Below are 24,543 nucleotides of genomic sequence, written 5' to 3'. Positions count from 1 at the left end.
CGCGACGGAGTTCCGCAGGCATGCCGAACGCTTCGATATGCGCGAGCAGCAGCGCCGCGCCCATATGTCATTGTCGATCCCAGCGCTCTCCAGAAAGGCGATGGCACGTCTCGTGGAGATCGAGGCAGTGCGAGAGCGGGGTGGTGACGACGCCTACAAGGCCGCCTTTGCGCTTGCCACCGAAGACCGCTCGATCGTCCAGGAGGTCAAGGCGGTCAGCGAGGCGCTGACCGCCCGCTTCGATTGGAGCGCTTTTACGTCGAAGGCCGATGCGGTTGCCGAACGCAACATGATCGAGCGTATGCCGGAAGACCTCACGGATGAAAGACGCGGAGAGCTTACGCGGCTGTTCGAGGCCGTGAAGCGCTTTGCCGACGAGCAGCATCTCGCCGAGCGGCGGGATCGTTCGAAGATCGTTGCCGGCGCCAGTGCCGATCCCGAGAAGGAGAATGTCCCCATGCTCGCCGCCGTCACCGAGTTTAAGACCCCTGTCGACGAGGAGGCGAGATCTCGTGTTCTCTCAGATCCTCTTTATCGTCAGCAGCGAGCAGCGCTGGCGGCCGTGGCAAGCACGATCTGGCGCGATCCGGCCGGTGTTGTCGGCAAGATCGAAGAATTGCTTCAGAAAGGCTTTGCCGCCGACCGCATCGCCGCTGCAGTGACCAACGATCCGGCCGCCGCCTACGGTGCACTACGCGGCTCCGATCGCCTGATGGACCGGATGCTGGCTTCCGGCCGGGAGCGGAAGGAGGCAGTGCAGGCCGTGCCTGAAGCCGCCGCCCGCTTGCGCGCGCTCGGTTCGGCCTACGTCAATGTGCTCGATGGCCAACGCCAGGCTGTTGCCGAGGAGCGACGGCGCATGGCAGTCGCTATTCCCGGCCTGTCGCAGGCGGCGGAAGATGTGCTCATGCGGTTGACCGCCGAGGCGAAGAACAACGGCCGCAAGCTGAGCGCTCTTCCGACTTCGCTCGATCCCGGTATTCGCCGGGAGTTCGACGCCGTCAGCCGGGCGCTCGACGAGCGCTTTGGTCGTAGTGCCATCCTCCGAGACGAGAAGGATCTCATCAACCGCGTCCCACCGGTGCAGCGCCGCGCCTTCGAGGCGATGCAGGAAAGGTTGAAGGTCCTGCAGCAGGCGGTGCGCAAGGAGGGCAGCGAGCAGATCATCTCGGAACGGCGCCAGCGGGCTGTCAGCCGCGGGCGTGGCATCGACATGAATGGCCTTTAAACAAAACATGAGAGGCCATTTCTGTTGATCTGAATCCACAAATGATCAGTCTTGGCTGGAGTGTTCCGGTTGCATTATCCTGGCTGGGAAACGAACGGAAGGTGAAGAAGGTATAGCAGCTCAGACGAGCAGAATGCGTTTATCCAGATGCGTAGGCGATGGGGCGTGCCGGCGAAAATGCCAAACGACTAATTCCGATTGGAGCCGGATGCCGCTGCTCGTAGATCGTATACTGTTCCTATCGTTTCGATGGAACCCATGTCGCACCGGGTCGTTCTCCATGTTAACGGGAGAATATGCATGTCGAAAACCCTGCTCTACGGCGCGACCAAGATCGACGAGACGAACAGCGCTTATGCGCCGATCGAAAGCCTCGCCCAGTTCCAGTGGAAGAACCGCGTCTTCATCCTTTTCGCCGACAGGGATAATTCCCGCGCCGGCCGGCAGGAAAATCAGCTGCTGGCCAATCGCTCGGCCCTCGACGAGCGCGACCTAGTGGTGCTGAAGGTTTCGGGCACCGGCGTTCGAGCACTCTTCGGTGCGGTTGACGGCCTCGACGGCGAAGCGATCCGCCGCGATCTCGACGTGCCGGAGGTCGGCGAATTCGCCGCTTTCCTTCTCGGTAAGGACGGCACCGTCAAGCTCAAGGCTAGCGAGCCGATTACCGATGGCGAGCTCTTCGCCATTATCGACAGCATGCCGATGCGCGCTGCCGAATCGCTGAAGCCGGACAAGTTGTCCTGATATCGCTGAGAACCAAGATCACGAAGCAGAACCAAGATCATGAAAGGGAGGCGGTCATGTCCGTGCCCAACGAACCCATTCCAGACCAGCCGCCGATGCCCGGGCCCGGCTGGAAGCCGGTGCCGCCGATCAAGGAGCCGGAGCCGGACAGGCTGCCTGACGAGGCACCCGTTCCCAATCCAGACGAGAACGACGAGCCGGCAAAACACGCTTTCGAGACCTAAAGAAAAATATGCCGTTCGGCGCTGACGAGTTCCTGCAGGAAATCGGCGACGCTCCTGACGCGCATGAGGTCGCGCGCCGTTTCGTGATAGGTCGTCCAGTAAGCGCGGCGGATCGAAACCTCCGGCAGGATGCGCTGCAGTTCCGGATATTGCCGGGCGATATAATCGTGCAGGATGCCGATTCCGGCGCCTGATCGTACCGCTTCCGTCTGCCCGATCGCCGTCGAAATTTCGAAGCTGGCATCCCAGCTCCGCATGACTGCGCCGGAGAAATTCAGCGAGGCGGTGAAGATCAGGTCCTCGACGTAACCGATACGCGGATGCGCCTTGAGCGCGTCGATATCCGCTGGCGTGCCCTGGGAGGCGAGGTAGTCGCGCGAGGCATAAAGGCCGAGCGTGTAATCCGTCAGCTTCGAGGATACGAGCCGCCCTTGGTCCGGTCGCTCAAGCGTGATGGCGATATCGGCCTCGCGCTGCGAGAGCGAGAAAGAGCGTGGCACCGGCACGAGTTGGATCTTCAGTGCCGGATGGCGCTCGATCAACCTGCCCATGCGCGGCGCAAGAAAGGAAACGCCGAAGCCGTCGGGCGCGCCGACGCGCACAGTCCCGGCAATTGCCGTATCTGTGTGGCCGAGGCTGGCCTGTGCTGCGAGCATTTCCGTTTCCATCCGCTCTGCGGATGCCAGGAACACTTCTCCTTCGGCCGTCAGCTCGCAGCCATTCGTGCGGCGGATGAAAAGTCGCGTCTTCAGCGCCTCTTCGAGCGAAGTCAGTCGGCGCGAGAGCGTGGCGTGATTGAGGCCCAGCCGCTTCGAGGCGGCAAGGATCTGCCCGGTGCGGGCGACGGCGAGGAAAATGCGAACATCGTCCCAGTTCATGGCTTGGCACGCATTGCGATCGGATCGACCTCGATAAGCGTCAACGATGTGACCATGTGCGCCGTCTGGTTCTTGTACTTAAGGAAATGCGGTGTTCGCAGATGGGCCTCGTATGCTTCCTGGTCGGCGTAGACCTCAAGGATACGGATCCGGTTTGGGTTGTCCCTGATGGAAACAGCGCTCAGGGAAAGGACGCCGTCTTCCAGCGCTAGGGATGCTTCGATTTCTTCCATGAGCAATGCGCGATAGGTTTCAAGCGTGTCCGGATCGATCTCCAGCTCCGCCATTCTGACGACGGGTTTCCGGCTCATCGGTTTGACCTCCCCCAGGGTTTGACTCGTCGGCGTTTGACTTGTTGGCGTGCCGTGCCAAGTTTGGAAGCAGCGGCAGCGCCTGATGCAACGATAGAGCTATAATTTACGCACAACGGTTGCTTATATCAGCGCATTGATTTGTGCAAATTGAAGTGCGATTGTCGGCCATCCAAACACAGGAGGAACACCCATGCGTGAGATCGGTCATTTCATCGGCGGCAAGCAGGTTGCCGGCACCAGCGGCCGCGTAAGCAACGTCTACAATCCGGCGACGGGCGAAGTGCAGGCGACGGTCGCACTCGCAAGCGTCGAGGAACTGCGCGCCGCGGTCGAAAACGCCAAGGCTGCGCAGCCGAAATGGGCTGCCACCAATCCGCAGCGCCGCGCCCGCGTCTTCTTCAAATTCGTCGAACTCCTGAACAAGCACATGGACGAACTTGCCGAAATCCTCTCCAAGGAGCACGGCAAGACGATCGAGGATGCCAAGGGCGACGTCATCCGTGGCCTCGAAGTCTGTGAATTCGTCTGCGGCATTCCCCATCTCGCCAAGGGCGAGTTCACCGAAGGCGCCGGGCCGGCGATCGACATGTATTCGATCCGCCAGCCGGTCGGCATCGGCGCCGGCATCACCCCCTTCAATTTCCCGGGCATGATCCCGATGTGGATGTTTGCGCCGGCGATCGCCTGCGGCAACGCCTTTATCCTGAAGCCCTCCGAGCGTGATCCCTCCCTGCCGATCCGCCTCGCCGAACTGATGATCGAGGCCGGCCTGCCGGCCGGCATCCTCAACGTCGTCAATGGCGACAAGGGTGCTGTCGACGCGATCCTCACCGATCCCGATATCGGCGCCGTCTCCTTCGTCGGCTCGACGCCGATCGCCCGTTACGTCTATGGCACGGCGGCGATGAACGGCAAACGCGCCCAGTGCTTCGGCGGCGCCAAGAACCACATGATCATCATGCCCGATGCGGACCTGGATCAGGCCGTCAACGCGCTGATGGGCGCAGGCTACGGTTCGGCTGGCGAGCGCTGCATGGCGATCTCGGTTGCCGTTCCGGTCGGCGAAGAGACCGCCAACCGCCTCGTCGAGAAGCTGACGCCGAAGATCGAATCCCTGCGCATCGGCCCCTATACCGACGACAAGGCCGACATGGGCCCGCTCGTCACCAAGGAAGCCTATACCCGTGTTCGCGGGTTGATCGACCGCGGCATCGAGGAAGGCGCCAAGCTCGTCGTCGACGGCCGCGATTTCAAACTCCAGGGCTATGAAGACGGCTACTTCGTCGGCGGTTGCCTGTTCGATCACGTCACGCCTGACATGGATATCTATAAGACCGAGATCTTCGGACCTGTCCTCTCCGTCGTTCGTGCCCAGAACTACGAGGAGGCGCTGTCGCTGCCGATGAAGCACGAATATGGCAACGGCGTCGCCATCTTCACGCGTGACGGCGATGCCGCCCGCGATTTTGCCTCACGCATCAATATCGGCATGATCGGCATCAACGTCCCGATCCCGGTTCCGCTCGCCTACCACTCCTTCGGCGGCTGGAAGGCCTCGAGCTTCGGCGACCTCAACCAGCACGGCACGGATTCGATCAAGTTCTGGACGAAGACCAAAACCGTCACCGCCCGCTGGCCCTCCGGCATCAAGAGCGGCGCCGAATTCGTCATGCCGACGATGAAGTGATCTTCACGACATTCCGATCTGCAATCTGCAATTCGGGGGCCTTTCGGCCCCCGAATTTCTCCTCGTTATAGTGACTGCCGGCGATTATCGGTCCGGCGTCGAGGATGTCCTGAGACAAGCGCGCGGTCTGCTCGCCATCGCCTATTTCCCCCAGCGCCGAGGATCAAACTGATGCGCAAGGCAGGCCCGAGCGCAAGCAGGCGATTCTGGATTACATCGAGATCCTGGAGCGGGATTGACGTCGCGGCAAATGGCCTCATAAGCTGAATGCGAATTTCATATTTTGGAATTGTTCAAAACTAGCAAACCGCCTATATAGGTCTGAACAGACGAGTCAGGAGAATGGCATGCGGTTGACGAAGCAGACGAACTATGCGGTTCGCATGTTGATGTATTGTGCTGCCAACGACGGGCACTTGAGCCGGATTCCGGAAATCGCCAGGGCCTATGGCGTTTCCGAGCTCTTTCTTTTCAAGATCCTTCAGCCGCTGAACAAGGCGGGTCTGGTCGAAACCGTGCGCGGTCGCAACGGTGGCGTGCGCTTGGGCAAACCGGCTGCCGATATTAGTCTTTTCGACGTCGTTCGGGTGACGGAAGACAGTTTCGCCATGGCCGAATGCTTCGAGGACGACGGCGAGGTCGAATGCCCCCTGGTCGACAGCTGCGGTTTGAATTCGGCGCTACGCAAGGCGCTCAACGCCTTCTTTGCGGTGCTGTCGGAATATTCCATTGACGACCTCGTCAAGGCGCGTCCGCAGATCAATTTCCTTCTCGGAATTACCGGCGAGCCGGCCTATCGCAAACCCGCGATCGTTGCCCCGGCCGCCTGATCAAAAGACCAGGATGAACTTTTGAACCGCGGTTGCCCCCAGCAATCGCGGTTTTTGTTTTTGCGGGCATCTCCTTGGCATCAGGAGTACGGGGAAATGCCGGCTACGTGTCGCGATGGGCGCGTTTTTATACCAAATGCGACAAAATTTCGGTCTTTTTTGTGCGAATATTTCCGAATGAGGCTGATTTTTGACGGAAAATTTCTAAAATTGTCCAGCTGGAAAAATTTTCTGCGTAGCCCGTTGCTTTCAGTAAATAAATATCGTTCCATCGAGCGTCGACCGAGATGGCAATCTACGGTCTCCAAACATCAAAAAAGAACAACCGGGAAACAATATTATGAAAAAGATCTCTGTCCTGCTGGCAGCGACGGCCTTGATTTCCGTCATGGCGACGTCGGCCTGGTCCAAGACCCTTGTTTATTGCTCCGAGGGCTCGCCGGAAGGCTTCGACCCCAGCCTCTATACGGCAGGCACGACCTTCGACGCGTCGTCGCGCACGGTCTATAGTCGCCTCGTCGAATTCAAGCATGGCGGCACCGAGATCGAGCCGGGCCTGGCCGACAGCTGGAGCGTTTCGGCCGACGGCAAGGAGTATACCTTCAAGCTGCATCCGGGCGTCAAGTACCAGACCACCGACTTCTTCACGCCGACGCGTGACTTCAATGCCGACGACGTCATCTTCTCGTTCGAGCGTCAGCTCAAGGCTGACAATCCGTGGAACAAGTATGTCGAGGGCGGCTCTTACGAATACGCCGCCGGCATGGGCTTTCCCGAGCTGATCAAGTCGATCGAGAAGGTCGATGACCTCACCGTCAAGTTTGTCCTCAATCATCCCGAAGCGCCGTTCCTCGCCGACCTTGCCATGGACTTCGCCTCGATCGTCTCCAAGGAATATGCCGACAAGCTTGCCGCCGACGGCAAGATGGCGCAGCTCAACCAGCAGCCGCTCGGCACCGGCCCGTTCACCTTCGTCGCCTACCAGCCGGATGCCGTTATCCGCTACAAGGCAAACGAAACCTATTTCAAGGGCAAGGAAAAGATCGACGATCTGGTTTTCGCGATCACCTCTGATGCTGCCGTCCGCGCGCAGAAGCTGAAGGCCGGCGAATGCCACCTCATTCCTTATCCGAATGCGGCCGACGTCTCCGAACTCAAGAAGGACGAGAACCTGACCGTGCTCGAGCAGGCCGGCCTGAACGTTTCGTATCTCGCCTACAACACCTTGATTGCTCCCTTCGACAAGGCCGAAGTCCGCAAAGCGTTGAACATGGCGATCAACAAGCAGGCGATCGTCGACGCCGTCTTCCAGGGTGCCGCAGCCGTTGCCAAGAACCCGATCCCGCCGACGATGTGGTCCTATAACGATGCCGTCGTAGACGATAAGTACGATCCCGATGCGTCGAAGAAGATGCTGGCAGATGCCGGCGTCAAGGATCTGAAGATGAAGATCTGGGCGATGCCGGTTTCGCGTCCGTACATGTTGAACGCGCGCCGCGCCGCAGAATTGATGCAGGCCGACTTGGCCAAGGTCGGTGTCGATGCAGAAATCGTCACCCATGAATGGGCCGAATATCTGAAGCTCTCGTCCGACAAGAATCGCGACGGTGCCGTCATCCTTGGCTGGACCGGCGACAACGGCGACCCTGACAACTTCATGGATACGCTGCTTGGCTGCGATGCTGTCGGCGGCAACAACCGCGCTCAGTGGTGCAACAAGGAATTCGACGATCTGATGACGAAGGCCAAGCTGACGGCCGACGTCGCCGAGCGCACGAAGGCCTATGAGCAGGCTCAGCTGATCTTCAAGAAGGAAGCTCCCTGGAATACGCTCGACCACTCATTGGTCTTCGTTCCGATGAGCAAGAAGGTCTCGGGCTTCTTCATGGACCCGCTCGGAATTCACCGCTTCGACGGTGTGGACATTTCCGAATAATAAAAAATCTGTAAACTGCCCGGTCAACGCCGGGTGCGGCCGGCGGTCAGGTTCCCCTGACCGCCGGAAATTATTGGAAAACCTGCTATGTTGCGTTTTTTCATCGGCCGCCTCGCGGTGCTGATCCCGACATTCCTTGGCGTTTCGCTGATAGCCTTCTCGTTCATCCGCATGATCCCCGGCGACCCCGTCATGCTTTTGTCGGGTGAACGTGTGATGGCGCCGGAACGTCACGCCCAGATCATGCACGATCTCGGTTTCGACCGGCCCATCTATGTGCAGTATTTCGATTATCTGGGAAAAGTGCTGCAAGGCGATCTCGGCACCTCGATCGTCACCAAGCGGCCCGTTCTCGGCGAGTTCTTCACATTGTTCCCGGCAACGCTGGAGCTTTCGCTCTGTGCCATCATTATCGCCGTCTGTCTTGGCGTGCCCGCCGGCGTCTTTGCGGCCGTCAAGCGAGGCACGTGGTTCGATCAGAGCGTGATGGGTGTTGCCCTCATCGGTTATTCCATGCCGATTTTCTGGTGGGGTCTGCTGCTCATCATCTTCTTCTCCGGCTATCTCGGTTGGACGCCGGTTTCCGGCCGCATCTCGCTGATGTATTTCTTCAAGCCGGTCACCGGATTCATGCTCGTCGACAGCCTGCTGTCGGGGCAGAAGGGCGCTTTCGCCTCGGCCGTCAGCTACCTCATTCTGCCGACCATCGTGCTGGCGACCATCCCGCTCGCCGTCATCGCGCGCCAGACGCGTTCGGCGATGCTCGAGGTTCTGGGCGAGGACTATGTCCGCACCGCGCGCTCGAAAGGCTTGAAGCCGCTGCGCGTCGTCGGCGTGCATGCGCTGCGCAACGCGATGATCCCTGTCATCACCACGATCGGTCTGCAGATCGGCGTTCTTCTTGCCGGCGCCATCCTCACCGAGACGATCTTCTCCTGGCCGGGCATCGGCAAATGGATGGTCGATTCGGTCTTCAAGCGCGATTACGCCGTGGTCCAGGGCGGCCTTCTGCTGGTCGCTGGCGTCATCATGCTGGTCAATCTGATTGTTGATGTTCTCTACGGCTTCATCAACCCGCGCATTCGTCACTAGGAGCGGTCCATGAGCACGGTCACCGTCAAAACCGGCCAGCCATCCGCTCTTGCGGAGTTCTGGCATTATTTCTCCCGCAACAAGGGCGCCGTCATCGGCCTTGTGGTGTTCACCATCATCCTGGTCGTCGCAGTCCTTGCGCCGCTCTTTGCGCCGCATCAGCCGAACGAGCAGAACCGTGCGGTGCTGCTCGCAGTGCCGGCCTGGATGGAGGGCGGCAGCGCCTCCTTCCCGCTTGGAACGGATGCCGTCGGCCGCGATATCCTTTCGCGCCTGATCTACGGCGCGCGGTTCTCGCTCTTCATCGGCGTCGTCGTCGTCACGCTTTCGGTCATTTCAGGCGTCCTGATCGGCCTCGTCGCCGGATTTTTCCGCGGCAAGGTCGATACCGCAATCATGCGCCTGATGGATATCATCCTGGCCTTCCCGTCGCTGCTGCTCGCTCTCGTGCTGGTGGCCGTGCTGGGACCCGGTCTCACCAATGCGATGATCGCGATTTCGCTGGTCAACCAGCCGCATTTCGTGCGGCTGACACGCGCCTCGGTCATTTCAGAGCGCGAGAAGGAATATGTCATCGCCTCGCGCGTCGCCGGTGCCGGCACCTTCCGGTTGATGTTCAAGACGATCCTGCCGAACTGTCTTGGGCCACTGATCGTTCAGGCGACGCTCGCCTTCTCGGCGGCGATTCTCGATGCCGCCGCCCTCGGCTTTCTCGGTATGGGCGCCCAGCCGCCGACACCCGAATGGGGGACGATGCTGGCCGAATCCCGTGAGTTCATCTCGCGCGCCTGGTGGGTGGTGACGTTTCCGGGTCTTGCCATCCTCATCACCGTTCTCGCCATCAACCTGATGGGCGACGGCCTGCGCGACGCGCTCGATCCCAAACTGAAGAGGTCGTGATGCCACTCCTCGAGATTGAAAATCTGACGGTCGAATTCCAGACCTCTTCCGGTCTCTTCCGCGCCGTCGACGGTGTGTCGCTTGCCTGCGACAAGGGTGAGATCCTGTCGGTCGTCGGCGAATCCGGCTCGGGTAAATCCGTTGCCATGCTGGCCCTCATGGGGCTTCTGCCCTGGACGGCGAAGATCACCGCCGACCGGATGCAGTTCGACGGCAAGGACCTTCGCGACATCTCCGCCCGCCAGCGCCGCAGGATCGTCGGCAAGGATATGGCGATGATCTTCCAGGAGCCGATGTCGAGCCTCAATCCGTGCTTCACGGTCGGCTTCCAGCTCGGCGAGACCCTGCGCTTCCATATGGGTCTCAACCGCAAGGAGCGCCGCCAACGCTCGATCGAGCTCTTGAACCTCGTCGGCATTCCGGCGCCGGAAGAGCGGCTGTCGAACTTCCCGCATCAGATGTCGGGCGGCATGAGCCAGCGCGTCATGATCGCCATGGCGCTCGCCTGCAATCCGAAGCTCCTGATCGCCGACGAGCCGACCACCGCGCTCGACGTGACGATCCAGGCACAGATCCTCGATCTGCTCGTTCGCCTGCAGAAGGAGCAGGGCATGGCGCTGGTGCTGATCACCCACGATATGGGTGTCGTCGCCGAAACCGCTGAACGCGTGCAGGTCCAATATGCCGGCCAGAAGGTCGAGGAACAGCCGGTGAGGGCACTGTTCCGCGATCCGCATCATCCCTATACCGCAGCTCTGCTCGCAGCCCTCCCCGAACGCGCCAAAGTCGGCCAGCGTCTTCCCTCGATCGCCGGTGTCGTTCCCGGCCAGCATGGTCGCCCGACAGGCTGTCTTTTCGCGCCGCGCTGCGGCTTCGCCACGGTCGAATGCGATCGCGGTGTCGTCCGCCAGGGACCGGAGCTCGGACTGGCGCTCTGCAACTATCCTTTGAAGGACGGCAAGCCGCTCGGACATCCCGGCATCATGGCCGTTGAAACTGCAGGAGATCTCGTATGACGGGCGCCGTTCTCGAGGGCAGGGATCTCGCCCGCTTCTACACCGTCAATCGCGGGCTCTTCAAAGCCGATGCCACCGTCAAGGCGCTGAACGGCGTCAGCTTCAGCCTGCATTCCGGCAAGACGCTCGCCGTCGTCGGCGAATCCGGCTGTGGCAAGTCGACGCTCGCCCGCCTGGTCACGATGATCGAGAACCCGACATCGGGGCAATTGCTGATCGACGGCAAGCCCGCCCATGTCGGCGATCGCAGCCTGCGCAGCCAGGTGCAGATCGTCTTCCAGAACCCTTATGGCTCGCTCAACCCGCGCCAGAAGGTCGGCTCGATCCTCGAAGAGCCGCTGAAGATCAACACCAATCTCGACGCCGCCGCCCGCCGCCGCAAGGTGGAGGAGATGATGGCGCGCGTCGGCCTGCGTCCGGAGCATTATGGCCGTTACCCCCATATGTTCTCCGGCGGCCAGCGCCAGCGCATCGCCATTGCCCGCGCCCTGATGCTGCGGCCGAAGGTGCTGGTGCTCGACGAACCGGTCTCGGCGCTTGATCTCTCGATCCAGGCGCAGGTGCTGAACCTGTTGATGGACCTGCAGAAGGAGATGGGGCTTGCCTATCTCTTCATCTCGCACGGCCTGTCCGTCGTCCATCACATCGCCGACGAGGTGATGGTGATGTATCTCGGCCGTCCCGTGGAAACCGGTCCCGCCGCCGAGGTCTTCGCCAGGCCGCGCCACCCCTATACGGCAGCCTTGCTGTCGGCGACGCCGATCGCCGATCCCGATCGCGAAAAGACCCGCATCCGCCTGCAGGGCGAACTGCCTTCGCCGCTGAAGCCGCCGTCGGGCTGCCACTTCAATCCGCGCTGCTGGAAGGCGCAGGACCATTGTCGCCAGGTTTCTCCCGAATTAAGGGGAGAAGGCGCACAACAGTATGCCTGTCATTTCCCGCTGGACTGAGCGGGAAGCCAAGCTTGAGGAAAAAGCATGCCGGATGAGCGGACGAACAAACCCCATGCGATCATCGTTATGGGGGTCAGCGGCTGCGGCAAGTCCTCTGTCGGCGAAAAGCTCACTGAGGCCCTGCACCTGGCCTTCGTCGAAGGCGATGCGCTCCATCCCGCCGCCAATGTCGAGAAGATGTCGAAGGGCATTCCGCTGACTGATGAGGACCGGATGCCCTGGCTCGACCGCATCGGCGAAGACATCAAGGCCTCGTTGGAGAAGAGCGAGGGCATCATCGTTTCCTGCTCGGCGCTGAAGCGCCTCTATCGTGACAGGCTGAGGGCCGCTGCCGGCGGCAAACTGTTCTTCGTCTATCTCGAAGGTTCCAGGGCGCTGCTGATGAAGCGTATGGGCGAGCGCAAGGGACATTTCATGCCGGCCTCGCTGCTCGACAGCCAACTGGCGACACTTGAGGTACCCACAGGCGAGCCGGGCGTCGTCACCGTCGATATCGACGATACGATCGATGGCATCGCGGCGACTGCTCTCAAAGGTCTCGCTTCTCTCGGCATCACGGGTTGAAACGCTGCGGCGAATAGGCCGCAATATCGATGAACGGCGTCTCGCCGGTGATGAGTTCGGCAAGCACGCGGCCGGTCACCGGCCCGAGCGTCAGCCCGTGATGGGCATGGCCGAAGGCAAACCACAGGCCCTGATGGCGCGGCGCCTTGCCGATGATCGGCATCATATCCGGCGTGCAGGGGCGCGCCCCCATCCACGGTTCGGGATCGAGCCTGCCTCCGAGCGGGAAGATGGTGCGCGCCACGGCCTCGGCGCGGTCGAGCTGGACTGGCGTCTTCGGCGCGTCGAGCGTTGCAAATTCCGCCCCTGTCGTCAGGCGGATGCCGCGGTTCATCGGCGCAAGGAGATAGCCGCGTTCGGCATCGAGCGTCCAGTTGTTGAGAACGGCATTGCCCTCGGCGGCATAGTGCATGTGATAGCCGCGCTTGACGCCGAGCGGAAAGGAATAGCCGAGCCGGCGCGTTGCAACGGCCGCCCAGGGGCCGAGCGCTAACACCGCATCCTCGGCTTCGAGCGGACCTTCCGCGGTCATGATTTTCCACCCGGAGCCGAACGGACCGAGCGAGGCGGCGTCACCCGTCACGAAACGGCCGCCGATACTTTCAAAATAGCGGCGATAGGCCGATGTCAGCGCATGCGGGTCGAGCACCGACCAGGGATCGCGCCAGCGGATACCGCCGGCGAAATCGCAGGTCATATGAGGTTCCATGCGGGCGATATCGGCCGGAGTCAGGCTGTCATACTCCACGCCGAATTCATTCTGCCAAAGTGCTGCCTCCGCAAGAGCCCCGTCGCGCTTGGCTTCAGTGCGGAAAATCTTGATCCAGCCGTCCTTGCGGATCAGCTCTTCGGCCTGCGACGCCTCGATCAGATCCTTGTGTTGGACAACCGAATTTTCGATCAGCGGCGCATAGGCCCGGGTGATGATGGCGTGGCGGCGCGCATTGGAATTCCACCAGTAGCGGGCGAGAAAGGCGATCTGGCTCGGCAGCGTGCGCAGGTGATAATGCGCGTCGATGCGGTTATTCATAGCATAACGCAGCAAAAGCCCGAGCTGCTGGGGAAAGCCGTAGGGCGCCACACCTTCGCGCTGGATCAGGCCGGCATTGCCGAAGGAGGTTTCGTTGCCCGGATCCTTGCGGTCGATCAGCGTCACCTGCCGGCCGCGCCGCTGAAGATGGATGGCCGTGGAAACCCCGACGATGCCGGCGCCGAGCACGATTGCGTTCTTCGTCATTTCCGCTTGCATTCCGCTTTGTCTAACGCGGTGAAAATGCCCGCGCCGATACCGCGACGCAAACGGAAAATCGCATTCATTTCAAAATCATTGCGCTTTTCAGTGCGGCATTTTCAGCCTTTACGCGGACATAGAGGATAAGCGCGTTGAGAAGGGAAAAGACGATCGCGTAAAGCGGCAGGCCGAAGGCGAGGGGAAGGGCGGCGATCTCGCCGACGACGATCGCATAGTTCGGATGGCGGAGGAAGCGATAGGGCCCGGATCTGACGAGCGGCGCGCCGGGCAGGATGACGATACGCGTCGTCCAGCGGTCTTTCAGCGTCGCCAGCACCCAGAGCCGCAGCGCCTGCAGCCCCATGAACACCAGAAACCAGAAGAGCGCGACCGGCCTGCCTGGTGCAGTGAGCCAGAGGCCGATGATCCAGCCGGCATGCAGCGCCACCATGGTGGGATAATGCTCGGGTGCCACCTCTCTGGCGCCTCTGGCAAGAAGTGCTGCCGTATTGCGCCGGGCGAGCACGAGCTCTCCCAGCCGCTGCAGCGTCACGAAGGCAAGGAGCGCGATCGACGGCCACATCACGCGACCCTCCTGAGCGTCACGCAGCTCGCCGAAAAGCCCGGCCCCATGGCGATCATCGCGGCGCGCCCCGGCAATCCGGCACGGATCGCCCGCTCCAGCACGAATAGAACGGTCGGCGAGGACATGTTGCCGTATTCGGCCAGCACGGCGCGCTCGTGATCCAACGTGCCCGGCGCCATCGAAAGCGCGCTCTCCATTGCGGCCAGCACCTTCATGCCGCCGGGATGGCAGATGAAGCGGTCGATATCCTCCACCCTCAGCCCGCTGCGGGCCAGAATGGCCGTCACCGCCGGGCCGAGCTCCTTTTCGGCAAAGGGCGGCAGCGATTGCGCCAGCACGATGCCGAAGCCGCCGTCATCGATCTTCCAGCCCATGATATCGAGCGTGTCGGGAAAGAGATGCTCGCCGGTCGACTCCACCTCCGCCAGCCCGCTCTCGCCTGATCGCAGCACGCAGGCGGCCGCGCCGTCGCCGAAAAGCGCCGTCGCGATGATGTTTGGCCGCGTCAGCTCGTCCAGCCGGAAGGCCAGCGTGCAAAGCTCGATCGAGACGAAAAGCACAACAGCGCCCGGCCGGCTCCGCGCCAGCCTTGAGGCGATCGCAAAGCCCGACACGCCGGCGGCACAGCCGAGCCCGAAGACCGGCACGCGCTCGATATCGGATCTGAAGCCCATCCGGCCGGCAAGCTGTGCATCGAGGCTCGGTGTCGTAAAACCGGTGGAGGAGACCGTCACGACACAGTCGACATCGCCGGCCTCAAGCCCTGCCTGGCGAAGGGCCGAGCTGGCAGCCTCGACGAAAAGCCCGCCTGCCACCTCTGCAAAGGCCTGCATCCGGTCGTGCCAGCCATGCGGCTCGTCGAACCAGGCAAGCGGCCGCGCCGCATGGCGCTTTTCGATGCCGGCGCTATCGAAGACGCGGGCAAGATGGCGGAAATCCTCGAAGCGGTCGGCAAACAACCGGGCCGAGGCTTCGACCGCCTGTTTTTGGAAAATGACATGTTCGGGTGTGGCAATGGCCAGGCTGACGAGTTTGACGGTGTCGGTCACAGAATTCTCCTTGTCCCTCCGGCGGAACGAAGGAAAACACGCAGACGCCCAAATTATTCAGCTCTGAAGCTTCACGAAACGGTGAAGAAAGAAATGCAAGCGGCAGCCGAATAAAGCTGGATGCAGCGGTGTTCTCTCGTCGCAACGTCACTTTCGAGGAGTTTCCCCATGACGATCATGACAGCCCGCATCGCTTCCATCATTCTCGGCGGCTGCCTTGCCGCTTCTGTTGTCTCCGCCCCGGTTTTTGCGATCGGCGATGATAGCAGCACGACACCCACCTGCAAGAAGGGCGAGATCTACGACCAGAAGACCAAGAAATGCGTCAAGCAGCAGAGCGCCAACGTCTCCGACGAGAACCGCGCCGACTATGCCTATTCTCTGGCCAAGGCCGGCCGCTACGAGGAGGCGCTTGCCGTGCTCGACACGGTCAAGGATCAGAACACCGCCGAAGTGCTGAACTATCGCGGCTATGCCACCCGCAAGCTCGGCCGCACCGACGAGGGCATCTCCTATTATCTGCAGTCGGTGAAGATGGACCCGCAATATGCCAAGGTCCGCGAATATCTGGGCGAAGCCTATGTCATCAAGGGTCAGCTCGATCTCGCCAAGGACCAGCTGAAGTCAATCAAGGCGATCTGCGGCACCGGCTGCGAGGAATATCAGGATCTGAATGCTGCAATCCTTGATCCCTCGAAGATCTGATCGGTAGGCCACGGGGCGGGAAAATGGAAGCACGAAAGGGATGTAAGAATGTCGGTCGCGCGCACCCATTTTCCTGCCTATAGTCGCGCGAGAATGGAATCGCCGGTTCATCCGGCGGTTTCGAGGGATGCAGGATTGGCGGAGGCGGCCATCGCGAGCGAAGCGGATATCAGGAGCGGCCTGACGGAAAATCTGCCAAGGCTCTGGCGTTATGGTCTCGTTCTCTCGCATCAGCGCGATGTCGCCGACGACCTGGTCCAGGCGACCTGCCTTCGCGCGCTCGAGCGCGCCGATCAGTTCAGCCCCGGCACCCGGCTCGACCGCTGGCTGTTTTCGATCCTGCACTCGATCTGGCTGAACGAGATCCGCTCGCGCCGGGTGCGCCAAGGCCAGGGTTTCGTCGATGCCGGGGAGACGCTGACCTTCGACGGCGCGCACGACACCGAAACCCATGTGATGGCGGGCCAGGTGCTGAAACAGGTGAATGCGCTGCCTGAGGCGCAAAGGACGGTAGTTTTCCTCGCCTATGTGGAAGGACTTTCCTATCGCGAGGTTGCAGGCATATTGGATATCCCGATCGGAACCGTGATGAGCCGGCTGGCGGCTGCCCGCGCCAAGCTCTCCGACGCCGGACCGGAAGGGGGACGGCAATGACGACGAAACAGACCATTCCCTCCGACGAGGACCTGACCGCCTTCATCGACGGTGAACTGACGGCTGAAGAGGTCGCCCGCATCGAAGCCATCGTGAACGAAGACGAGAGCACCGCCGAGCGGCTGGAAATCCTGGCGCGCGCCAGCCTGCCCTTCGAACAAGCCTTCGCCCCGCTGCTCGCCGAAGCCCCTCGCGAGAGGCTGGAGGCGATGCTCGCCGCCATCCCGGCGCAGCCAAGCGCAAAATCCAATTCCGCCCCCGCGTTCGCCACTCGTCGCCGCTTCCTCGGCGCGCTCGCCGCCTCGCTGGTCGCCGGCATCGCCATCGACCGCGCCGTCATCGGCATCGGCAGAGGTTTTTCGGCAAGGGACGAAAACAGCGAATGGCGCGCTGTGGTCGCCGACTATATCTCGCTCTATACCGCCGAAACGCTCGCCGGCCCCGCCCCCGGCAGGGAGGACCAGGCCGCCCAGCTCGCGGGCCTCGACGAAAAGCTCGGCCTATCACTCTCCCCCGAAGCGGTCTCGCTCCCGGGCATCGATTTCAAACGCGCCCTGCTGCTGCAATATGACGGCAAACCGCTCGCCCAGATCGCCTATCTCGACCCCGAAACCGGCCCGATGGCGCTGTGCATCGTCAAATCAGATGCTGGCAGCAAGGCGCCGGACCTCGAAAGCCGCAAGGGCCTGAACGTGATCTACTGGTCGAACGGTACGCACGCCTTCATGATTATTGGCCATGCGGCCGTGGATAGGATGACGGCGATTGCCGATGGGGTGCGGAGGAGGGTGCCGGCGTGATTTGATAAGCCGCTCTAAGGGTAGCCCGGAAGCGCAGCGTCAAGCAGACAATAAGCCCTTGATTCAGTGCGCACGTTAGGGGTCGAAGATCAATTGTTCGATATACATTCACAAGTCTAGCCCGCTTTTCTCACCGCCTGCCAGTTTTGGCTCTATAGTTGCAGATAGGCGGCTGCTGTTTTAGCGCGTGGCATTGCAGGCGAGCGCAGGGAGCGCCGCGGAGTGCGGCGATTGGAGTTTGTGCGATGTATCCTGTGTTGTTGGCGGAAGGGTTGAGGTCCTGCGGCGTCATCGGGCCGCGGCGCATATTCGGGCGTGTGCGAGGGCGAATTCGTCGGCATAGGGACAAGCCGAAGCCATTGCCACTTTGATGCGACGCACCAAGACGCGGACCTGTGCACCGATCTTCAAGAGCTTCAGCCTGATGGTGCCGCAGGTTGCCTCGGCGAGCCGGGTGTGGGCAGGGCCGAGACGGCGCAGGGCGCAGATCAGGACATAGGCCAACGAGGCAAACCAGAGCCGCAATTGATTGACGTGCATGGTGCGGGCACTGGTGCGGTCGGCGTAGAGGTCGAGCTGGCATTCCTTGATGCGGTTTTCCATGTCGCCACGGGCGCAGTAGAGATCCTCGCAAAGCGCCTGTGGCGCCCAGCGCACCGGCTCGAGGGACGTCACGACAAAGCGCGGATTGGCGCCCAGCAGGGTCCATTCGGCCCTTCCGATGACCCGCCTGCGGCGTGTCCAACTGTCTTTCGTCGACCACATGAAGTCGACAAAGACGCGGGCGGCCTGGCCGCTTGCCTTGGATGACTGGCAGGCCTCCTCCATGGCCGGGGCGATCTGCCTTTCCAGCCGCGGGTTGCGCGCCAGGCCAAAGACATAATCGACCTGATTGCTCTCGCACCAGTCCATTAGTTCGTTGCGGGCAAAGCCGGAATCGGCACGCAGGACGATGCGCAGGTTTGGCCAGCTTTGGCGGATCTGCCCGATGATGCGATCGAGTTCGGCCACCGATCCTGCGCTGGCGTCAATGTTCGAACGCCGCAGCTTGGCCGAAAGCAGGTGGCGGCCACAGAAAATGTAGAGTGGCAAATAGCAATAGCAGCCATAATAGCCATGGAAGAATGTCCCCTCCTGCTGGCCGTGCAGCGGATCGTCGGTGGCATCGAGATCGAGCACGACTTCCTCAGGTGGCCTGTCGTGGGCCTCCAGGAACAGGTCGACAAACAGGGCTTCCAGCGCTTGCCTGTCGTAACCGATCTTGTGATAGCGCGTCGGCGCCCCGAGGCGCCCGTGCTCCAGCCGATTGAGCGTCGACTAGCCGGCAAGGACCGCAAAGTCTTGCCGCTTCGGCGTCAGGCTCTGCGACAAAAGCCCAAGAACGGGATCGTGGCGCAGCGTGTCATGGTCGTCGACGTCTTCGTATCCCAAGGCGATCGCGGCGATGCGCTGGCCGACCAGCGTGCGCACGCTGTGGACCGTGCAAGCCGGATCGCGGCCGTCAATAAAGCACGCCGCCACCCGGTCGAACAGGCCGATGGCTCTGTCGACATGGCGAAAAAGCAAGGCGCCGGCATCTGAGGTGATTGCGCCGCCGTCGAAGCCAGCCACAACTTTGTGGCCATCGAAGCCTTCAAATTCCAGCGGATCGAGAATACACTGTGTTTGCATCGGACCCCGTCCATGAACCTGATAACTCTTTGTTGCAAAAGAACTTTCTCAGATTCTTGGGGCCGATGCACCCCCTACTTTGAGATATTCGGGCTAGACGCCCACGTCAAACTGACCCTTTCGCCCTCGAAGGCAAATTTGCTGCTTATTAGCCACACCGGCTCAAAAATACAGGAAGCACAAACATCCCCATGGTGTCCTACCTCTGCGTGAGCTACATCTCGGCGAACAGCCTCAGCGAGTTCCGCAGTCGCGGATATCCACATCTTATGGGAGAATTTTCCACGCATGGACGGCGTCGTTTCGCAGCATTTGGACTCCGGTCTCCGTGCGCTGTGCGGCATCGCTGCGTTTTACCGAATTGCTGCTGACCCGGCTCAGCTACAGCACGACCTGGCGTTGAAGGGATGCACGTCTCAGGCCGTTGACATTCAGCGAGCAGCCAAGATCATCGGGCTTAAGGCGCGTGTCGTGGAGAAAGTCACGGAGGAACGTCTTCGTGCGATGCCCGTTCCCGCTATTGTCAAGGTGTGCAGCGGTTCCTTTCAAGTGCTCGGCGGGTTGAACCCATCTGGAAAGTATAGGCTCGTCGATCCGATAACGCGCGTTGATCGTGAAATTGCTCCATCGGATATATTGGCCGAAATCGACGCGCGCGTTATCCTTGTGGGTCGGCGGATCCGGGGCGAAGGGTCCAACCCGCGAGAGTTCGGCTTCAAGTGGTTTCTGCCATCGATCTGGCGTTATCGAAAGCCGCTCGCGCATGTATTGCTCGCTTCGTTATTCGTGCAGATTTTCGCGCTCATCACGCCTCTGTTCTTTCAGGTCGTGGTCGACAAGGTCTTGACGCATAAAGGCTATTCGACGCTGTTTGTGCTCGTTGCCGGCATCGCGATCATCGGCCTCTTCGATGTCATGCTTCAATATCTAAGGGCCTATGCATTGGCTCACACGACGAACCGAATCGATGTCGAGCTCGGCCAACGCCTGTTCCATCATCTGCTGCGGCTGCCGCTTGATTATTTCGAGACGCGGTCTGCCGGCCAGACCGTCGCCCGCGTCCGCGAACTAGAAACCATCCGCACATTCTTGACCGGCCAGGGATTGTTTTCGGCCCTCGATGTCGTTTTCACATTTGTCTTCATCGCGGTTCTTTTCGCTTATTCCTGGAGCTTGGCGCTGATCGTCATTGCTGCCATCCCGATTTACATTCTGATCGGAAGCGTGGTGCGGCCGCCGCTGCGCGAATTCGTCAAGGAGAAGTTCAATCGGGGCGCGGCAAGCCAGCAGTTCCTGGTCGAAGCTATTGTCGGTATCCACACGGTAAAGTCCGCTGCGGTAGAGCCGGTGATGCAGGCCCAGTGGGAGGAGAAGCTTGCAGCTTACGTGCGAACGGCCTTCGATACGACGCTGCTTGGCGTCGGCGGGCAAAATGCCATTCAATATGTGAGCAAGCTTTCGACGGCCGCCCTTCTTCTTTTCGGTGCGAGGGCGGTCATCGAAGGCGAGCTTTCTGTTGGCTCTCTCGTCGCCTTCAACATGATTGCCGGCCAGGTCACCCAGCCGATCTTGAGGCTGTCCCAACTCTGGCAGGATTTCCAGCAGGTGCAGATCTCGGTCGATCGGCTCGGCGATATCCTCAACACGCCGATGGAGCGTCAGCCAAACGCGCGGTTGTCGCTGCCTGCACCGAAGGGAAAAATCGATTTTCGAAACATCACCTTCCGTTATCGACCGGGCTCGCCAGAGGTCCTGAAAAACATATCGCTCGAAATAAAGCCGGGAGAGGTCATCGGTATCGTCGGAACCTCGGGCTCGGGGAAATCGACTCTGGCGAAACTAGTACAGCGTCTCTATATCCCCGAAGAGGGGCAGGTCCTTCTTGACGGCATGGATCTCTCCCAGCTCGATCCCGCCTGGCTTCGAAGCCACATCGGAGTCGTTCTCCAGGAGAACCTGCTGTTCAACCGGACGATCCACGACAATATCGCGTTCTCAAATCCGGCGATGCATCGCGCTCAGGTCATTGCGGTTGCCAAGCTCGCCGGGGCGGATGAATTCATTTTGCGATTGCCGCACGGCTACGACACCATGATCGAAGAGCGCGGCGCAAACCTGTCAGGTGGTCAGCGTCAGAGGATCGCCATTGCCCGTGCGCTTGCCACCGCCCCGCCGATCCTGATTTTCGATGAGGCGACCAGCGCGCTCGACTATGAAAGCGAGCGCGTGGTGCAAACCAATATGCGCCAGATCGCCGCCGGCCGAACGGTTATCATCATCGCGCACCGACTCGCAGCTGTGCGGCCCTGCAATCGGATCATCGGCATGGCTGACGGGCGTATAGCGGAAATTGGCAGCCATGACGATCTGCTTAAGCGCTCTGACGGGCTCTACGCGCGGCTTTGGGCCTTGCAGAACGATAGAGGCGCCGCGTGAAAGGTAAAGCCGTGCGATATGCCGGCCTTCCCTCGCGCCCGCTCAAGCGATCCGACCACGAGTTTCTGGCGCCGGCGCTCGAAATTCTGGAGACGCCACCCTCGCCGGTGCGTCTGGCGCTGATCCTGATTATTTGCGCCTTCGTCACAACGGCATTAATCTGGTCTTATATTGGCCGCATCGACATCATTGCGGCCGCACAAGGGAAAATTCAGCCGACCGGCCGCGTCAAAGTTGTCCAGCCGTTATTGACAGGCAAGGTGAAGGCGCTTCCGCCACCGAATGGCACGCCCGTCAAGAGCGGCGATATCCTGCTCGAACTTGATCCGACGGATGCCATTGCCGATGAGACGGACGCAGCAAAAGGCCTGGCGTCGGTGAGAGCCGAGGTCCGGCGTCGAAAAGCCGCGGTGGACCATGTTCGGTCTCAGGAGAGCGACCGGCCGCTGCCGACGATCTCCTGGGACGCAGATGTGCCCGATGAATTGCGTCGTCGTGAAGAAGGCATCCTGCAGGGTGATATCGAGCAATTCCAGGCCGCGGCTGCGTCGCTTGATGCTCAACAGCACCAGAAGGAAGTGCAACGCGATCGTCTGGTCGTGACGGTTGCGGCTCAGAACTCGCTGGTTGAGACCCTGAAAGATCGCGTGGCGATGCGCCATGCGCTGGCTTCGAAGGACGCCGGCACGATGGCGAGTGTGATCGATGCCACGGAAACATTGAAAGAGCAGGCGACACAGCTAGCCGTGCAGGAGGGTAACCTCGCAGATGCGGTGGCTGGCATCGAGGTCTTCGCGCGGGAGAAAGACAAGCTGACACGAACGTTCCTGAGCGATCAGCTCGGACGGCTCGGCGATGCGGAGCGCCGGGTTGAAGAACTGGAGCAGCGGCTGGCGAAAGCCAGGAATGTTCGCGAGCAGATGACCTTGAGCAGCCCAATAGACGGCACAGTGCAGGCGTCGTCGATTACCAGTGTGGGTCAAGTGGTGACCGTCGGGCAGGATGTGATGCGTGTCGTGCCTGAGGGGAGCGCGCTGGAGCTCGAAGTTTACGCATTGAACAAGGACATCGGCTTCATCAAGGTCGGACAGGACGCTGTCGTCAAGCTCGACGCCTTCCCCTTCACCCGCTACGGAACGATCCCAGCCCACGTCACCAAAATTGCGGCAGATGCGATCCCCGAACCCGACGCCGCACGCCGCGAGGGCGACCCTGCGGCAAGACAGGCGGAGATAACGTTCGGCGGCGCCGAAAGAATGCAGAACCTCATTTTCCCGGTCACATTGAGCTTGGAGACCGGTCAAATTTCAGCAGATGGCCGTAACGTCCAATTAAGTGCGGGCATGGCAGCAATTGCGGAAGTGCGAACGGGCGAGCGCAGAATGCTGGAATATGTCTTTTCGCCTTTGGTCGAGGTCGCGGAGGATGCATTTCATGAGCGCTAGCCACGAGGTCATTCTTACTGAGGCGAGATAAGAATAGTCGTTGAACATTTACCCTCCTCCTATGGAGTAGAGGGAACAGGCATAGGCAAGTGGGGATTTTATGACGAACCTTATTACTTCGACGAAGAACGTCAGCTTGACCGGGGATCTGAAAGTAGACGGGCTGTTCGCCGGCACTGCCTGGGACGGAACGATAACCTATGCGTTTCCCACGAGCTCGTCATCGTATGACTATGAATACGAAAAATACTATTCTTTCTCTTCAATTTCGTCGCAACAGCAGTCTCTCGCCTTGTTCTTTATGGAGCAGTCCTACGGGAATGCGGCAAATGACGGCTTCTCCGTCGAGGGGTTTACGAATGCCAACTTTGAGGCCGGAACTGCGGGTACCGCAACGGTGCGGTTCGCTCAATCGTTACTACCTCCGACGGCATGGGCCTATACTCCAGATGCCGGCGAGGCGGCAGGCGATGTCTGGTTCGGCACGGGATATGCTGGCACCGAAGATGATCTTCGCTTCCCGACGTTCGGCAACTATGCCGGCCATACCTTGACGCACGAGCTTGGTCACGCTCTCGGACTGAAACATTCTCACGAATCGGATTTTACCAATCCGACGGTCGTTCCGAGCGCCTACGACTCGCTCGAATACTCGATCATGACCTACCACACATATGTCGGAGACAGTTTGAGTGGGTACAAGTATGAGCATGACAGTGCGCCACAAACCTTCATGATGCTCGACATCGCCGCCCTGCAGGAAATGTATGGTGCGGACTACACCACGAACAGTGGCGATACCGTTTACAAGTGGAATCCCAGCCAAGGCATCACCTATGTCAACGGGGTCGCGGCCATCACGCCCGCCGCCAGCCGCATCTTCGCGACAATCTGGGACGGCGGCGGTACCGACACCTATGATTTGAGCGCTTATACCATCGACCTCAAGATCGACTTGCGAGCAGGGGGGTATTCGGTCTTTTCCCAGAGCCAGTTGGCCGATCTGGGCGGAGGTCCGAATAACGGCTATGCCCGCGGCAATATTTTCAACGCCCTTCTTTATGACGACAATGTTGCCTCCTTGATCGAGAATGTTCAGGCCGGCTCCGGCGACGATACGATTGTCGGCAACGAAGCGAACAACACGCTTTGGGGCAATGCCGGAAATGATTCGCTTTCCGGGGGCTCCGGCACCGACATACTGATCGGCGGAACGGGCAACGATACCTATACTGTCGATGACCTGGCCGACGTGGTCACCGAAGGGGTGAATGCAGGGACCGATCAGATCCGGACGACGCTTTCTTCCTATACTTTGACCAATATTGCCAACGTCGAATATCTGACCTTCATCGGGAGCGGCGATTTTAGCGGGACTGGAAACAGCCTTTCCAACACGATCACCGGCGCCGCCGGCAACGACACGCTTGACGGCGGCGCCGACAATGACAGGCTGTGGGGCGGCGGCGGCAACGATTTTCTGGACGGCGGCGCCGGGAAGGATACGATGATCGGCGGTGCCGGTAACGATATCTTTGTCGTCGGCGATAGTTTCGATTTTGCGTTCGAGAATGCGAACGAAGGGACGGACACAGTCCAG

22 protein-coding genes and 1 pseudogene are annotated in these 24,543 nt (G+C 60.6%); 17 read left to right on the top strand and 6 right to left on the bottom strand.

The annotated features are described in order from the left end of the window. From OLZ32_RS38205 to OLZ32_RS38195, 3 genes are all read left to right on the top strand, one after another. Positions 1 to 1,228: BID domain-containing protein (locus OLZ32_RS38205; RefSeq protein ID WP_264425530.1), on the top strand; the 1,228-nt coding region annotated here is incomplete at its 5' end. A gap of 300 nt (positions 1,229 to 1,528) precedes the next feature. Beyond that, complete coding sequence (locus tag OLZ32_RS38200; protein ID WP_011650526.1) at positions 1,529 to 1,972, top strand: DUF4174 domain-containing protein; 444 nt, start codon at positions 1,529 to 1,531, stop codon at positions 1,970 to 1,972. A 56-nt stretch (positions 1,973 to 2,028) separates the two neighbouring features. Beyond that, positions 2,029 to 2,196 carry a hypothetical protein gene (locus tag OLZ32_RS38195; protein WP_017992985.1) on the top strand — a complete coding sequence of 56 codons (168 nt, stop codon included), beginning with the start codon at positions 2,029 to 2,031 and terminating at the stop codon, positions 2,194 to 2,196. Here the strand turns inward: OLZ32_RS38195 and OLZ32_RS38190 are convergent. Together OLZ32_RS38190 and OLZ32_RS38185 are read right to left on the bottom strand one after the other, a co-directional pair. Further along, a complete protein-coding gene (locus tag OLZ32_RS38190) occupies positions 2,193 to 3,074 on the bottom strand; it encodes a LysR family transcriptional regulator (protein WP_264425529.1) in 882 nt (293 codons plus the stop codon). The two genes, OLZ32_RS38195 and OLZ32_RS38190, sit on opposite strands and share 4 nt — an antisense overlap. After that, a complete protein-coding gene (locus tag OLZ32_RS38185) occupies positions 3,071 to 3,385 on the bottom strand; it encodes a putative quinol monooxygenase (RefSeq protein WP_264425527.1) in 315 nt (104 codons plus the stop codon). Before OLZ32_RS38185 ends, OLZ32_RS38190 begins: the two co-directional genes overlap by 4 nt. A gap of 193 nt (positions 3,386 to 3,578) precedes the next feature. Between OLZ32_RS38185 and OLZ32_RS38180 the strand changes: the two genes are divergently transcribed. The 8 genes from OLZ32_RS38180 to OLZ32_RS38145 all read left to right on the top strand — a co-directional run bounded on the left by OLZ32_RS38180 (position 3,579) and on the right by OLZ32_RS38145 (position 12,366). After that, positions 3,579 to 5,075 (top strand): CoA-acylating methylmalonate-semialdehyde dehydrogenase, encoded by a 1,497-nt coding sequence (locus OLZ32_RS38180; RefSeq protein ID WP_011650529.1) that lies wholly within the window; start codon positions 3,579 to 3,581, stop codon positions 5,073 to 5,075. Between the two features lie 347 nt (positions 5,076 to 5,422). Next, on the top strand, positions 5,423 to 5,905 hold the full coding sequence (gene rirA, locus OLZ32_RS38175) for an iron-responsive transcriptional regulator RirA (RefSeq protein ID WP_003545647.1): 483 nt from the start codon (positions 5,423 to 5,425) through the stop codon (positions 5,903 to 5,905). A 340-nt stretch (positions 5,906 to 6,245) separates the two neighbouring features. After that, entirely contained in the window at positions 6,246 to 7,841 is a 1,596-nt protein-coding gene (locus tag OLZ32_RS38170; protein WP_264425525.1) for an ABC transporter substrate-binding protein, read from the top strand. 87 nt (positions 7,842 to 7,928) lie between these two features. Then, positions 7,929 to 8,933 (top strand): ABC transporter permease subunit, encoded by a 1,005-nt coding sequence (locus tag OLZ32_RS38165; RefSeq protein WP_264397808.1) that lies wholly within the window; start codon positions 7,929 to 7,931, stop codon positions 8,931 to 8,933. A gap of 9 nt (positions 8,934 to 8,942) precedes the next feature. Next, positions 8,943 to 9,833, top strand: coding sequence for an ABC transporter permease subunit (locus OLZ32_RS38160; protein WP_264397810.1), 891 nt, complete (start codon positions 8,943 to 8,945; stop codon positions 9,831 to 9,833). Further along, positions 9,833 to 10,849, top strand: a complete 1,017-nt coding sequence (locus OLZ32_RS38155; RefSeq protein WP_003545651.1) for an ABC transporter ATP-binding protein — start codon at positions 9,833 to 9,835, stop codon at positions 10,847 to 10,849. Before OLZ32_RS38160 ends, OLZ32_RS38155 begins: the two co-directional genes overlap by 1 nt. Continuing rightward, positions 10,846 to 11,799 carry a peptide ABC transporter ATP-binding protein gene (locus OLZ32_RS38150; protein ID WP_029874107.1) on the top strand — a complete coding sequence of 318 codons (954 nt, stop codon included), beginning with the start codon at positions 10,846 to 10,848 and terminating at the stop codon, positions 11,797 to 11,799. The genes OLZ32_RS38155 and OLZ32_RS38150 overlap by 4 nt, the downstream gene beginning before the upstream one ends. A 27-nt stretch (positions 11,800 to 11,826) precedes the next feature. Continuing rightward, on the top strand, positions 11,827 to 12,366 hold the full coding sequence (locus OLZ32_RS38145) for a gluconokinase (protein ID WP_264425522.1): 540 nt from the start codon (positions 11,827 to 11,829) through the stop codon (positions 12,364 to 12,366). On the opposite strand, the gene OLZ32_RS38140 is transcribed toward OLZ32_RS38145, so the two are convergent. From OLZ32_RS38140 to OLZ32_RS38130, 3 genes are all read right to left on the bottom strand, one after another. Next, positions 12,356 to 13,603 (bottom strand): NAD(P)/FAD-dependent oxidoreductase, encoded by a 1,248-nt coding sequence (locus OLZ32_RS38140; protein ID WP_264425520.1) that lies wholly within the window; start codon positions 13,601 to 13,603, stop codon positions 12,356 to 12,358. The two genes, OLZ32_RS38145 and OLZ32_RS38140, sit on opposite strands and share 11 nt — an antisense overlap. 76 nt (positions 13,604 to 13,679) lie before the next feature. After that, complete coding sequence (locus tag OLZ32_RS38135; protein ID WP_264425518.1) at positions 13,680 to 14,183, bottom strand: isoprenylcysteine carboxyl methyltransferase family protein; 504 nt, start codon at positions 14,181 to 14,183, stop codon at positions 13,680 to 13,682. Beyond that, positions 14,180 to 15,232, bottom strand: coding sequence for a type III polyketide synthase (locus OLZ32_RS38130; protein ID WP_264425516.1), 1,053 nt, complete (start codon positions 15,230 to 15,232; stop codon positions 14,180 to 14,182). The genes OLZ32_RS38135 and OLZ32_RS38130 overlap by 4 nt, the downstream gene beginning before the upstream one ends. A 168-nt stretch (positions 15,233 to 15,400) precedes the next feature. On the opposite strand from OLZ32_RS38130, the gene OLZ32_RS38125 reads away from it, so the two are divergent. Genes OLZ32_RS38125 through OLZ32_RS38115 form a run of 3 tightly spaced genes read left to right on the top strand, consistent with a single transcriptional unit; the run spans position 15,401 to position 17,391 of the window. Beyond that, on the top strand, positions 15,401 to 15,937 hold the full coding sequence (locus OLZ32_RS38125; protein ID WP_264425514.1) for a tetratricopeptide repeat protein: 537 nt from the start codon (positions 15,401 to 15,403) through the stop codon (positions 15,935 to 15,937). Positions 15,938 to 15,985: 48 nt separating this feature from the next. Next, the gene (locus tag OLZ32_RS38120) at positions 15,986 to 16,591 is read left to right on the top strand and encodes an RNA polymerase sigma factor (protein WP_264397821.1); all 606 of its coding nucleotides are present in this window, start codon (positions 15,986 to 15,988) and stop codon (positions 16,589 to 16,591) included. After that, the gene (locus OLZ32_RS38115; protein ID WP_264425512.1) at positions 16,588 to 17,391 is read left to right on the top strand and encodes an anti-sigma factor family protein; all 804 of its coding nucleotides are present in this window, start codon (positions 16,588 to 16,590) and stop codon (positions 17,389 to 17,391) included. Before OLZ32_RS38120 ends, OLZ32_RS38115 begins: the two co-directional genes overlap by 4 nt. Positions 17,392 to 17,679: 288 nt before the next feature. Here the strand turns inward: OLZ32_RS38115 and OLZ32_RS38110 are convergent. Beyond that, positions 17,680 to 19,062, bottom strand: a pseudogene (locus OLZ32_RS38110) (IS1380 family transposase). Positions 19,063 to 19,350: 288 nt separating this feature from the next. On the opposite strand from OLZ32_RS38110, the gene OLZ32_RS38105 reads away from it, so the two are divergent. The 3 genes from OLZ32_RS38105 to OLZ32_RS38095 form a co-directional block, all read left to right on the top strand. Continuing rightward, complete coding sequence (locus OLZ32_RS38105) at positions 19,351 to 21,498, top strand: type I secretion system permease/ATPase (protein WP_264425511.1); 2,148 nt, start codon at positions 19,351 to 19,353, stop codon at positions 21,496 to 21,498. After that, a complete protein-coding gene (locus tag OLZ32_RS38100; RefSeq protein WP_264425510.1) occupies positions 21,495 to 22,943 on the top strand; it encodes an HlyD family type I secretion periplasmic adaptor subunit in 1,449 nt (482 codons plus the stop codon). Before OLZ32_RS38105 ends, OLZ32_RS38100 begins: the two co-directional genes overlap by 4 nt. 100 nt (positions 22,944 to 23,043) lie before the next feature. Further along, positions 23,044 to 24,543 (top strand): M10 family metallopeptidase (locus tag OLZ32_RS38095; protein ID WP_264425509.1); only part of this gene is annotated, 1,500 nt, incomplete at its 3' end.

The organism is Rhizobium acaciae, from assembly GCF_025941625.1.
Lineage (GTDB): Bacteria > Pseudomonadota > Alphaproteobacteria > Rhizobiales > Rhizobiaceae > Rhizobium > Rhizobium acaciae.
The sequence above is the reverse complement of the archived record's forward strand: the minus strand, read 5'-3'. Positions and strand labels throughout refer to the sequence as shown.